The 12114-nt window shown below is 72.5% G+C and carries 9 protein-coding genes; 3 read left to right on the forward strand and 6 right to left on the reverse strand.

The window, feature by feature from the left end; genetic code table 11:
* Positions 1-114: 114 nt before the first annotated feature.
* The 4 genes from AB0J46_RS12720 to AB0J46_RS12735 form a co-directional block, all read right to left on the reverse strand.
* On the reverse strand, positions 115-888 hold the full coding sequence (locus AB0J46_RS12720; protein ID WP_364330256.1) for an AMP-binding protein: 774 nt from the start codon (positions 886-888) through the stop codon (positions 115-117).
* A 358-nt stretch (positions 889-1246) separates the two neighbouring features.
* Positions 1247-3601 carry a LuxR C-terminal-related transcriptional regulator gene (locus AB0J46_RS12725; protein WP_364330259.1) on the reverse strand — a complete coding sequence of 785 codons (2355 nt, stop codon included), beginning with the start codon at positions 3599-3601 and terminating at the stop codon, positions 1247-1249.
* A gap of 69 nt (positions 3602-3670) precedes the next feature.
* Positions 3671-5095 carry a penicillin-binding transpeptidase domain-containing protein gene (locus AB0J46_RS12730; protein WP_364330262.1) on the reverse strand — a complete coding sequence of 475 codons (1425 nt, stop codon included), beginning with the start codon at positions 5093-5095 and terminating at the stop codon, positions 3671-3673.
* A gap of 36 nt (positions 5096-5131) precedes the next feature.
* Positions 5132-5491, reverse strand: coding sequence for a MerR family transcriptional regulator (locus AB0J46_RS12735; RefSeq protein WP_364330265.1), 360 nt, complete (start codon positions 5489-5491; stop codon positions 5132-5134).
* A 47-nt stretch (positions 5492-5538) separates the two neighbouring features.
* Here AB0J46_RS12735 and AB0J46_RS12740 point away from each other — a divergent pair, with 47 nt between their 5' ends.
* The gene (locus AB0J46_RS12740) at positions 5539-5931 is read left to right on the forward strand and encodes an aldo/keto reductase (RefSeq protein ID WP_364330268.1); all 393 of its coding nucleotides are present in this window, start codon (positions 5539-5541) and stop codon (positions 5929-5931) included.
* An 18-nt stretch (positions 5932-5949) separates the two neighbouring features.
* Here the strand turns inward: AB0J46_RS12740 and AB0J46_RS12745 are convergent, their stop codons facing one another.
* Positions 5950-6588, reverse strand: a complete 639-nt coding sequence (locus tag AB0J46_RS12745) for a TetR family transcriptional regulator (RefSeq protein ID WP_364330271.1) — start codon at positions 6586-6588, stop codon at positions 5950-5952.
* Positions 6589-6676: 88 nt separating this feature from the next.
* Here AB0J46_RS12745 and AB0J46_RS12750 point away from each other — a divergent pair, with 88 nt between their 5' ends.
* Positions 6677-7990 carry a GH1 family beta-glucosidase gene (locus tag AB0J46_RS12750; protein WP_364330274.1) on the forward strand — a complete coding sequence of 438 codons (1314 nt, stop codon included), beginning with the start codon at positions 6677-6679 and terminating at the stop codon, positions 7988-7990.
* Here AB0J46_RS12750 and AB0J46_RS12755 read toward each other — a convergent pair.
* Positions 7972-8868, reverse strand: a complete 897-nt coding sequence (locus AB0J46_RS12755; protein WP_364330277.1) for a hypothetical protein — start codon at positions 8866-8868, stop codon at positions 7972-7974. The genes AB0J46_RS12750 and AB0J46_RS12755 overlap by 19 nt on opposite strands.
* Positions 8869-9071: 203 nt before the next feature.
* On the opposite strand from AB0J46_RS12755, the gene AB0J46_RS12760 reads away from it, so the two are divergent.
* Positions 9072-12095 carry a M14 family zinc carboxypeptidase gene (locus AB0J46_RS12760; RefSeq protein ID WP_364330280.1) on the forward strand — a complete coding sequence of 1008 codons (3024 nt, stop codon included), beginning with the start codon at positions 9072-9074 and terminating at the stop codon, positions 12093-12095.
* Positions 12096-12114 lie beyond the last annotated feature (19 nt).

Raw genomic sequence — 12114 nt, forward strand, 5'->3', positions numbered from 1 at the left:
TTCCCTTCGCGATCCCCCGAAGTTGGTGACCTTTGACAACGTTGTCAACAACGGCTATCAACCCACTTCGCGCGCGCCGACGTCAAGGGCGGGGCAGGTAACAGGTCCGCATACTCAGCCCACGCGCTCCAGCGTGCCGGCCGGCCCGGTGAGCACGGTGACGCCCGCGTCGTAGCCGGACCCGGGCAGGTCACCGGGGCTCGCGGCCACGACCAGCGCGCCCTTGGACACGGCCAGGCCGACCAGGGCGGGCAGGTCGGCGCCGGCGCCGGGCGGCCACGTGCACAGCACGACGTCGGACTCCCTCAGGCCGACGGGCACGTCGAGCTCGGCCATCCTGGCCAGCAGGTCGGCATGGGTGAGCCGGGCGCCGCCGGGCAGCGCCAACGCGTCCTGGCGCTTGGCGTCGAGGGCGGGCAGCGCGGTGGGCTCCAGCACCAGCAGGCCGCGGAAGTCGATCGTGTCGAGCGCCGGGCCGAGCGAGACCACCTGGCGCACGCGGGAGCCGTCGGCCGCCGCGATCGCCGTCTCCGCCAGGTCGGGGGTGGTGATCAGCATGCGGGCGTCGCACTCGCGCAGCAGCGCCGCCACCTCCTCGGCGCCGAGCCCCGGACCGATCGGCGCGGCCACCCCGCCCGCCGCCAGCACGGTGTGCAGGGCCACGGTCTGGGTGCCGGTCGTGGAGACGTGCACCCCCACCACCTGGTCGCGGCGCGCTCCCCTGCGCACCAGCCCGGACGCCGCCCTGGTCACCTCGGTCACCAGGCTGCGGTAGCCGTAGACGTGGCCGCCGCGCAGATCGATGAGCGCCGGCCGCTCGCCCCGCTCGTAGGCCCGGCGGAACACCTCGTGGATCACGGTGCCGGAGGACGAGGCGGACGGCGTCATGCCCGTCAACGTACGGTCGCCCGCGCGCCGGCCGCATCCACCGATCTATGTAGAGCGGTGTGCATTTCCCCAGCCCAGGGCCGAGGTGGGCGGGCCCGAGCCCTGCGCGACTCGAGCCCGCTGTCACGCGCCCTGGAACCGGGCCCCCACCCCTCCGAGAAGGCCCGGCTCCGTCGGGACGCGTGACGTCCCTCGGTCGATCGGCCGCCGCGGCCCCCGGCGCGAGGACGGGAAGCGCGGGACGCGGTCGATCACACGCAGAACGGTAGGCGTTCGGACCGGGGCGGCACATGCGCTGACATGGCCATTCGACGATGTAAGCGCCGGGCGGCGGCGATGTGTAGAGAACCCGCCGGGATCAGCGTCCGCCGATCACCCATGCGGCAATCTGTGTACGTGTGGAGAAGCCCAGCTTGCCGAGGATGTTGGCGACGTGCCGCGCGGCGGTGGCCGGGCTGATCACCAGTTCGTCGGCGATGGCCCGGTTGCTCAGCCCGCGGGCCACCAGCTCGGCGATCTCGCGTTCCCGGGCCGTCAGCCTGCTGTCCTGGGCCGCCGGGGCGACCGGCGCGGCCGGCAGCTCGGGCAACGGGCCGCCGAGCGCGCACGAGACCGCCTGGTCAGCCGTCATGGCCAGGCCCTCGGCCCACAGCAGCGCCACCACGGCCTCGCCGAGCCGTTCGCGGACGGGGGCCAGCAGCTCCTCGGTGCGGGCGTCGGGGCGGCGGTCGCGCAGGCCCAGGGAGGCGGCGGCCAGCAGGACCGCGCGCCGGTCGTCGCCCTCGGCCGCCACCAGGCGCGCCCAGGCCGCCAGCCGCCGGGCGATGCTGTCACGCAGGCCCGCGTCGCGGCTGAGCACCAGCGCCTCGGTGAGCCGCGCGCGGGCCTCGGCCAGGTCGCCCTCCTCCAGCGCGACGCGGCCGAGCCCGGCCAGGCAGCTCACGATCTGCTGCCGGGCGTCGATGTGCCGCAGCAGCCGCAGGCCGGCCTCGTAGTGCCGCCGGGCGGCCGGCCGGTCGCCGGTGCGCCGGGCGATCTGGGCCAGGCCGACGTGCCCGTAGGACTGGCCGAGGTGGTTGTCCAGCCGTTCGCTCAGCGACAGGACCTCCTCGAACGCGCGCCGCGCCTCGTGCAGGCGGCCGGCCCGCAGGCCGAAGTCGGCCCGGGTGCCCTGGGCGAGGGACTCCAGGATCGGGTCGCCGCGCCGCCGCGCCGCCTCCAGGGCCGGGGTCAGGGACTCCTGGTCGCCGGTCGCCTGGGCCAGCATGATCAGGCCCACGGCCTCGCCGTAGGCGTCGTGGGCGTCGACGCAGAGCGCCAGCCCGATCTGTACGCACCGCGCCGCGAGCCCCGTCTCGCCGGCCGCGAGCGCCAGCTCACCGCGCAGGATCATCGCCTGCCCGCGTAAGCCCTCGGGCACGTCGGGGCCGTCGAGCGCGAGCAGCCGGTCGAGCCGCTCGGCGATGTCCAGCCGCCGCCCGCTGGCCATGAGCAGGTAGCGCACGTCGGTGAGCAGCTGGAGGGCGGTCTGCGGCGAACCGCTCGCCACGGCCCAGTCGCAGGCCGCGCCCACCTCGGCCTTGAGCCCGTCGAACAGGTTGACGTACCGCTCGACCACGGGCCACGACGTGCGCGTGCCCGGCGCGAGGACGTCCTTGAACCGCCCGGCCAGCCCGGCGAGCGCGGCCAGGTGCGCGCGGCGCAGCGCCGCCTCCTCGCCGGACTCCGCGAGCCGCTCCAGCGCGTATTCGCGGACGGTCTCCAGCAGCCGGTAGCGGGCCTGGCCGGCGACCTCGCCGTCGAGCACGACCAGCGACTTGTCGACCAGGTCGCACAGGCGCGGCAGCACGTCCTCCTCGGGCAGGCCGGAGCCGGCGCACACCGCTTCGGCCAGGTCGAGCGTCCAGCAGGAGCGGAAGGCCGCCACGCGGCGCAGCAGCAGGCGTTCCTGCGGGCTGAGCAGCCGGTAGCTCCAGTCGACGGCGGCCCGCAGCGTGCGGTGCCTGGCGTGGGCCGTACGGGCGCCGCCCGCCAGCACCCTGAACCGGTCGTCGAGCCGCTCGACGAGCTGCCTGACCGACAACACCCGCACCATGGCGGCGGCCAGCTCGATCGCCAGCGGCAGCCCGTCGAGCGCCTGGCACAGCTCGATCGCCAGCGGCAGCGTCTCCTCGGTCAGCTCGAAGCCAGGACGCGCGGCGGTGGCCCTGGTCACGAACAGGCGTACGGCCTCGCTCTCCTCGCCGACGAGCGAGAGCGGCGGCACCCGCCAGACCGTCTCGCCCGGCACCCGCAGCGGCTCGCGGCTGGTGGCCAGCACGGTGAGCCGCGGACAGGCGCCGAGCAGGTCGCGGCAGAGCTCGGCGCACTCGCCGACCACCGGCTCGCAGTTGTCCAGGACGAGCAGCACGCGGCGGCCGCCGATGGTGTCCGCCAGGTCCTCGGCGATGCCGAGCGCGGCGTGGACCCGCTCCCGCAGCTCGCCCCTCTCCACGTCGGCCAGCTCGACCAGCCACACACCGTCGGGGTGCTCGGCGGCGACCCGGGCGGCCAGGCGCAGGGCCAGGCGCGTCTTGCCGATGCCCCCCGCGCCGCACAGCGTCACCACGCGTGAGACGCGGCCGAGATGGGCCAGCTCATCGAGATCGGACTCCCGGCCCACGAACAGGTTGGGCTCGGCCGGCAGGTTGCGGAAATCGGCGGTTCGCAGCATCACTGTGAGTGTGGCATCAACTACCGTTCGCGCCCAGACTCAATCGGTGGCGAACTCGGCGGCCCGCGGTCAGGCCAGCGCGGCCTCCAGCACCGCGCGGGCCACCTGCGCCACCGCGCCGGCCCGGGGGCCGGGGTGCTCCAGCACCACGCCGACCGCCACCTCCGGAGCGGTCGCCGGGGCGAACGCCGTGGCCAGGGCGTGCTCGCCGCCCGTCGCGGCGATCTTGGCGGCCACCTCGACGCCGGGGACGGCGACGGCCGCGGCCGGCCCACCCGCGTGCGTCCCCGCCGTCATCATCGCGGCCAGGTAGCGGGCCTGGACGGTCGTCATGGTGGTGCGGTACGGCTGCGGCCCCGCCTGGCCGAGCAGCGAGCCGTCCGGCAGGCTCACCTCCTCCACCAGGTACGGCCGCATCAGCACGCCGTTGTTGGCCACGGCCGCCGACAACATCGCCACCATCAGCGGCGTCGCCCGGTCCTGGTCCCGGCCGACGGCCGACAGGGCGGTCCGCGCCCGGTCCATGCCCTGCGGGTACGTGCTGGGCGCCGGGGCCATCGGCACGCGCAGGTCGCCGTCGCCGAACCCGAACGCCTCGGCCTGGTCCCTGAGGCTGTCCTGGCCGAGCTGCACCCCGATGCCCGCGAACGCGGTGTCGCACGAGGTCTGGAAGGCGCGCAGCAGCGTGGGCCGGGCCCTGCCGCACGAACCGGCGAGCGAGGCGGGCAGCCGCGGGCGGACGACGGCGTCCACGGGGGCCGTGGGCGTGTACTCGCCCGAGGCCAGCGCCGCGGCCGTGGTCACCACCTTGAACGTGGCTCCCGGCGGATAGACCTGGTCCAGCGCCCGGTTCAGCAGGGGCCGGCCGGGGGCGTCGCGCAGCCGGTCGAGGGCGCCGGCGAGCCGGGCGGGGTCGAAGGTGGCCAGCGTGTTGGGGTCGTAGGACGGGTAGCTGGCCAGGGCGAGGATCGCGCCGGTGGCCGGGTCGATGGCCACGGCCGCGCCGGGCACGCCGGCGGCCTCCAGGGCGTGGTAGGCGGCCCACTGGGTGCGCTGGCCGATGGTCAGCCGCACGTCGGCGCCGGCCACGTCGCCGTCGCTGACCATCGAGCGCACCTTGACCTTGGCGTCGTCGCCGGACAGGACGCCGTCCTCGGCCTCCTCCATGCCCGTGGACCGGTAGAGGGACAGGTAGCCGGTCACGGGGGCGTAGAGCTCGCCGTCGGTGTAGACCCGCTGGAACCGGTACGGGCCGCCGCCGGGCGTCGGGCGGCTCCTGGCCACGGTCGCGCCGTCGTAGGTCAGGATGTCGCCGCGCGGACGGGCGAAGCGGGAGATGAGCGAGCGCTCGTTGCGGCGGTCGGCGTTGAGCCCCCGCGTCCCGAACGCCTGGACGACCGTGATGTGGGCCAGCAGGACGAACAGCAGGGCCGCGCAGAGCACGGCCATGCGGCCCAGCGGGACGTCGATCTGCTTCGCCCTGGTTCCCGCCATGGTCCTTGGTCTAACAACCGGACCACCAAGGCAGGGCTACAGGACGCTGCGGTAGTAGGAAATCTTGCGGTGGATGTAGTCCTGGCGCGCGGCCAGGTTGGCGATCTGCGCCTGGACCTGCCGGTCGTGCTCCTCCAGGAGCCTGATGCGGTCGGGGATCGTGTCGTCGCCGCCGCGGACGAGCTCGGCGAAGCGCAGCAGCATGGCGATGGGCATGCCGGTGTCGCGCAGGCAGCGGATCATGCCGAGCCAGCCGACGTCCTCCTCGCTGAACCTGCGCTGACCGGCCGCGTTGCGCTCCACGCGCTCCAGCAGGCCGATCTTCTCGTAGTAGCGGAGGGTGTCGAGGCTGAAGCCGGTCTCCTCGACGACCTCGGCGGGGGTGTACACGCTCACGCGTCCCAGTCTTTCACCTGGAGCGCACTCCAGGTCAACGACTTGACATGGAGTGCGCTCCAGGTCCGAGCTGCACCGGCGACGAGAGCGAGGAGGCAGTCGGCGCCTGGCCGGCCGCGCGCGGCAACCGGGACCGGATCTTCATCGGCACCAAGGGCGGGGCCCGGCCGACCGTGCCCGGCGACCGCACCCTCGACTCGGCCGAGGGCCTGTCGGCGGCGGCCGTCGCGCGGGCCGCCGAGGGCAGCCTGTGCAGGCTGCGGACCGACTACGTGGACCCGTACTGGTCGCACATCGAAGACCGTTCGGCGCCGCTGCACGAGACGCTCGGCGCCCCGAACACGCTGGCCGAGCAGGGCAAGGTCCGCGCGCTGGGGGCGAGCAACATCGCCGCCTGGCGGCTGGAGCGGGCCAGGAACCTGTCGGGCGCGCCCGCCTGAACGCCGTCGCCTAGGGGATCAGGGCAGGTGGTCGGCGAGGTAGCGGCGGACGAGCTGCTTGCACTCGGCGATCAGGTCGGCGTCGCCGCCGGGATCGGCCCGGAAGGCGAGCTTGAGCACGGCGTCGGTGGCCTCGACGGCCACCACGAGCGCCCGGTCGAGCCCGGGGCCCGCGGGCGCGTCGAGCAGGGCGAGGGTGAGGGCGCGCAGCCGGTCGGCCACGATGACGTTGTTGTCGAGGGCGCTGTCGAGCGTGCGTTTGGTGCCCTCCAGCGGCGGCCCGCCCGGGGTGGGCAGGACCTCGCCGAAGTCGACCACCGCGAACCCGGGGGTGGTGCGCTTCATGTCGACGAACTCGTCGATGGCCAGGTCGACCAGGTCGGTCCAGTGGCTGAGATCGGCCTCGGCGATGCACTGGGTGACCCGCTGGAGGAACGCCTCCAGGTTGCGCAGCGCGAGGGCGCGCACCAGGCCCTGCTTGTCGCGGAAGAACTGGTAGAAGGTGCCGATGGGGACCTCGGCGCGGCGCGCGACCTCCTTCGTGGTCAACGCCTCGTAGCCCACCTCGTCGAGCAGGAGCGCGCACTCGTCGAGCATCCGCTCCACCCGCTCCACGCTCCGGCGCTGGGCGGGACGGCGGCGCAAGGTACTCGTCATGCTCCCCATCCTGGCTTATTACCAGCAGGTACAGACCGGCCACTTTGCCGTCCGTTAACATGAGCCATACTCGCATAAAGGAGCCGAGATGTTCTTATGGGGTACGGCGACCGCCGCCTACCAGATCGAGGGCGCGGTGGCCGAGGACGGCCGGGGCGCGTCCATCTGGGACACCTTCGCCCACGAGCCCGGCCGGACCAGGGACGGCCACACCGGGGACGTGGCCTGCGACCACTACCACCGCTGGCGCGAGGACGTCGCCCTCATGTCCGGCCTCGGCGTGAACGCCTACCGCTTCTCCATCGCCTGGCCGCGGGTGCAGCCGTTCGGCGCCGGCGAGGTGAACCCCGCGGGCCTCGACTTCTACGAACGCCTCACCGACGGCCTGCTGGCGGCCGGCATCCAGCCCGTGCCGACGCTCTTCCACTGGGACCTGCCCCAGGCCCTCCAGGACCGCGGCGGCTGGACCGACCGCGACACGGCCGGCCGCTTCGCCGACTACGCGGCGATCGTCGCCGAGCGCCTGGCCGACCGCATCCCGCTGTGGATCACCCTGAACGAGCCGTTCGTGCACATGGCCTTCGGCCACGCCATGGGCATCCACGCCCCCGGCCAGGCCCTGCTGCTCGACGCCCTCCCCGTCGCCCACCACCAGCTCCTCGGCCACGGCCTGGCGGTCGCGGCCCTGCGCGCGGCGGGCGCGCGGCAGGTGGCCATCACCAACAACTGCACGCCGGTCTGGCCCGCGTCGCGGGAGGAGGCGGACGTCAAGGCCGCCGACGCCTACGACGTCCTGCACAACCGGCTGTTCAACGACCCGGTGCTGCTCGGGAGGTACCCGGATCTCTCGGCCTACACCGCCGCCCTCGACTTCGTCCGCGACGGCGACCTGGACACCATCTCCGCGCCCCTGGACGCCCTCGGCATCAACTACTACAACCCCACCCGGATCGCGGCCCCGCCGCCCGGCGAGCTGCTCCCGTTCAGCGACACCGGCGTCACGGGGTATCCCACGACCGCGTTCGGCTGGCCGGTCGTGCCCGACGGCCTGCGCGAGCTGCTGACCGGCCTCAAGGCCCGGTACGGCAGCGCGCTCCCGCCGATCCACGTCACCGAGAACGGCTGCTCCCAGCCCGACGAGCTCACCCCGCAGGGCACGGTCGAGGACCAGGCCCGCATCGACTACCTGCGCGGCCACATCGACGCCGTCATGGCCGCGCGGGCCGAGGGCGTGGACGTGCGCGGCTACTTCGTCTGGTCGCTGCTGGACAACTTCGAGTGGGCCGAGGGCTACCACCAGCGCTTCGGCCTGGTGCACGTGGACTTCGCCACGGGCCGCCGCACCCCGAAGGCGTCCTACGCGTGGTACCGGGAGCGGGTCGCTCAGAACACCGAGACGTGAACGTGGTCGTAGTGGTTGGCGGTCACGCCGCCCCGGTCGGACATGGGGTCCCAGCCTCCGCCTGACCGGATGTCGTAGTAGCGCTGCTTCCAGATGATGTACATGACGCCGATCCGCGCGCCGTTCTTGATGAGCCATTCGGCCAGGGCGTCCCCGCGGTCGGCGTCGGCCCCGGAGGCCATGGTGCCGCCGCGGGACATCATGAAGTCGCAGGCCCGGCCCTTGCCGTGCTCGCCGGGGTCGCCGGGGCGCAGGCAGCCCACGCCGTACTTCATCGGGAAGTTCTGCATGATCTCGGCGCGTACCGTGATCATGCGCTGGGTCAGGCCCTCGGCGCCGCCGGGCTGCTGGAAGCCGTACTTGGCGAGCAGGCGCTCGATCTCGCGCCGCTTGCCCTGAAGGGTCCTGATCTCCTTCTTCAGCCTGTTGATCTTGTCGTTGGCGTTGAGCTTGGCCTCTTTGGACTTCGCGATGAGCTTCTGGATGCTCCGGACGCGCTCGGTCCGCTCGGCGGCCATGTACGACATGTTCGCCGCCTGCCCGAGCGCGACGGCCGGGTCGACGCCGAGGCCGAACAGCTGCATGCCGTCGAGGGGGCCGTTGACGTACGTCTGGCGCGCGATCTCGGCCACGCCGGCCTGGGCCGCGGCCAGCCGCGCCGCCAGGTCGCCGGAGGTGTCGGTGGCGTTCTTGGCCTGGATCCTGATCTCCTCCAGGCTCTGGATCTGGCCGCGGTAGAGGTCGTTGAGCCGGGACGCCTGTTTGGTGAGTCTGCGCAGCTCGTCGATGTTGGGATCGGCCGACGCCGGCTGCGGGGAGGCGAGCCCGAGCAGCCCGGAGAGGACGACGAAGACCGCGGCAAGCCGCCAGATCCTCACAGCCGTCCCCTCCTCGCATAGACGGACCGAAACTATAGAAGATGATCTTGATGGCTGTCATCCGAACCAGCCAACTGACGCACCTTTGGCGAGGTACATAGTCCTTTGTCGGAAATAAGGAAGATCTAAAAGATTGGGCCTTGTGGAGGGCTTGATCCCGGTCTGAGATGGCGATCGAACTCGTCTCTGCGAAGGGGCAGATCGTGTCTCGAACCATGACCATCGCCGCGGCCGTGCTCCTCGGCCTGGGCACCTCCCTCGTCCCCCTCACCGCCGAGGCGTCGGTCGATCCGCTGCCGCCCGGCGACCGCATCGACCTCTACCAGGTGGACGGCAAGCCAGGCACCGCCCAGTTCCTGCGGGAGAAGGGCTTCGACGTCGTCCAGCACGAGAACGGCGGCGACAAGGAGCACGTCGAGCTGACCGCCGCCCAGGCCGACCTGGCCGGGCTGGCCAAGCTCGGCCTGCGGCCCGAGCCCGTGCGCAACCCGCAGGGGCAGAGCAACCTCCAGGCCGCCAAGGCCCAGGCGGCCGGCGGCTACACCGTGTGGCGGTCGTACTCGGAGCGGGGCGGCATCGCCGACCAGCTCAGGGCGATCGCGAACGCCAACAGGGACCTCGTCAAGCTGCAGTCCATCGGCAGGACGCTCAAGGGCCAGGACATCCTCGCCGTCAAGGTCTCCACGGGCGCCCGGCTGCTGCCCGACGGGCTCAAGCCCGCCACGCTGTACTCGGCCACCCAGCACGCCCGCGAGTGGATCGCCGCCGAGGTGGACATGCGGCTGCTGAAGTACGTGATCGCCAACAGGTCGGCGCTGCGGGACCTGCTCAACCGGACCGAGCTGTGGTTCGTGCCGGTGGCCAACCCCGACGGCTACGACTTCACCTTCACCGAGGGCAACCGCCTGTGGCGCAAGAACCTGCGCGACAACGACGGCGACGGGAAGATCACCAACGGCGACGGCGTGGACCCGAACCGCAACTTCCCCACGAACTTCCGCTACGACGAGGAGGGCTCGTCGAGCATCCCGAGCAGCGAGACCTTCCGCGGGACCGGCCCGACCAGCGAGCCGGAGACCAGGGCCATGGACGGCCTGCTCAACCGGGTCAGGTTCGAGATGAACCTGAACTACCACTCCTTCGGCCCGCTGCTGCTCTACCCCAGCGGGTTCCAGATCGCCACGAAGACCGCGGACAACCCGATCTACGAGGCCCTGACCGGCGACGACGACGCCCCGGCCGTCCCCGGGTTCGACCCCGACCTCGGCGCGGAGCTCTACACCACGAACGGCGACACCAACGACCACGCCCACGCCAGGTACGGCACCCTGTCCTGGACGCCGGAGCTCGACGAGGGCTGCGACGGCTGCGGGTTCGTCTTCCCCGACGACGAGGCGGCCGTGCAGGCGGAGTTCGAGAAGAACCTGCCGTTCGCGCTCGACGTCGCCAGGTCCGCGGCCGACCCGGCCGAGCCGGTCAGCCACCTGGGCAACAGGACGCCCGACTTCGTGCTCGACCCGTTCGAGTTCAGCTACGGCACCGACCAGGCCGTCCAGGTCACCGCCAAGCGGAAGGTCGGCCCCGTCCTGCTCAACTACCAGGTCAACGGCGGCCGGACGAGGATCGCGCCGACCGGCGAGTGGAAGGGCGGCGAGCGGTACGGCAAGGGCTATGACCGCTACTACCACCGGCTGCGCGGCAGGATCACCGGCACCCGGCCGGGCGACAAGGTCAAGGTCTGGTTCAGCGCGATCGGCAGGAAGAGCGGCGACTTCACCTACACCGTGCAGGACGACATCGGCGGCAAGGTGCTCGTGCTGGCCACCGAGGACGTCACCGGCCTCAGCCCGGCCCAGGGCGGGACCGAGGCCAAGTACGCCGCCGACTACGTCAAGGCGCTCCAGGACGCCGGGTACACGACCGACGTCTACGACATGGACAAGATGGGCCGCAGGGCCCCGCATCCGCTCGGCGTGCTCAGCCACTACAAGGCGGTGGTCTGGGAGACCGGCGACGACGTCATCCCCCGCTCCCCCGGGCAGGTCGCCGGCACCACGTCGAAGGGCGGCGTGGACACCGAGCTGGCGGTGCGCGACTACCTGAACGAGGGCGGCAAGCTGCTGCACGCCGGCAAGTACCCCTCCTACGCGGCCAACAACAACGGCGCCTACTACTACGAGCCCGACCAGCCCGGCCACCCCGAGTGCACGGTCCCCGACGACCCGCCGTGCATCCAGGTGTTCAACGACTTCCAGCAGTACTGGCTGGGCGCCTACGTCTTCTTCGACGACGGGGGCGCCGACCAGGCCGGCGGGCAGCCGTTCGCGCTGAAGGGCAACGGCGGCGCGTTCGAGGGCTTCGCCGGCACGCTGCAGCCGAGCCACACCAACTCGTTCGTGGCCACCTCGGCCATCCTGCCCCCGGCGCAGTTCCCGCTGTTCGCGAGCTCGGCCCAGGTCAAGTGGGTACGCCCCGGCGGCCCCTTCGACCCCCACACCGGCTCCTGGGACGTCTACAGCGGCATCGCCGACGTCTCCTGGAAGCGGCTGACCACCACCGTGGACCTGACCGGCAGGAGCTCCGGCGACCTGTCGTTCTGGACCTCCTACGACACCGAGGCCGACTGGGACTTCCTGACGGTCGAGGCGCACACCGCGGGCGCCGACGACTGGACCACCCTCCCCGACGTCAACGGCCACACCTCGCAGAGCACCGGCGAGAGCTGCAAGGCCGAGAACAGCGGCGGCTGGCGGGTGATCCATCCGTTCACCCGGCACTACCAGGGCGCGGCCTGCGAGCCGACCGGGTCCTCCGGCGCGTGGCACGCCGCCTCGGGCAACTCCGGCGGCTGGCAGCAGTGGAAGGTGGACCTGACCCCGTACGCGGGCAAGCGGGTCGAGCTGTCGATCTCCTACGTCAGCGACTGGTCCACCCAGGGCGCGGGCGTCTTCCTCGACGACGCCAAGGTCACCCTGGACGGCGCGGCGGCCGGTGACACGTCCTTCGAGTCCGACCTCGGCGGCTGGGCCGTCGCGGCGCCGCCGGCCGGCTCGGCACCCTCGATCAACAACTGGTTCCGCACCGACCAGGTCTTCGAGGAGGGCGGCGGCATCGTCACCGCGGACACCGTCTATCTGGGCTTCGGCGTGGAGAGCCTGACCGGCCAGGCCGCGCGTACGGACCTGGTCAAGCGGTCGATGCGGCACCTGCTGGGCGACCCCCGCTAGCGACGCCCCGAGGGGCGCG

Source organism: Nonomuraea sp. NPDC049758 (assembly GCF_040674635.1).
Lineage (GTDB): Bacteria > Actinomycetota > Actinomycetes > Streptosporangiales > Streptosporangiaceae > Nonomuraea.

What these genes read in the sequence shown, in the direction of transcription:
- AB0J46_RS12720 (WP_364330256.1), bottom strand. Translation starts at nt 888, where the DNA reads ATGACGCCGTCCGCCTCGTCCTCCGGCACCGTGATCCACGAGGTGTTC.
- AB0J46_RS12725 (WP_364330259.1), bottom strand. Translation starts at nt 3,601, where the DNA reads ATGCTGCGAACCGCCGATTTCCGCAACCTGCCGGCCGAGCCCAACCTG.
- AB0J46_RS12730 (WP_364330262.1), bottom strand. Translation starts at nt 5,095, where the DNA reads ATGGCGGGAACCAGGGCGAAGCAGATCGACGTCCCGCTGGGCCGCATG.
- AB0J46_RS12740 (WP_364330268.1), top strand. Translation starts at nt 5,539, where the DNA reads ATGGAGTGCGCTCCAGGTCCGAGCTGCACCGGCGACGAGAGCGAGGAG.
- AB0J46_RS12745 (WP_364330271.1), bottom strand. Translation starts at nt 6,588, where the DNA reads ATGACGAGTACCTTGCGCCGCCGTCCCGCCCAGCGCCGGAGCGTGGAG.
- AB0J46_RS12750 (WP_364330274.1), top strand. Translation starts at nt 6,677, where the DNA reads ATGTTCTTATGGGGTACGGCGACCGCCGCCTACCAGATCGAGGGCGCG.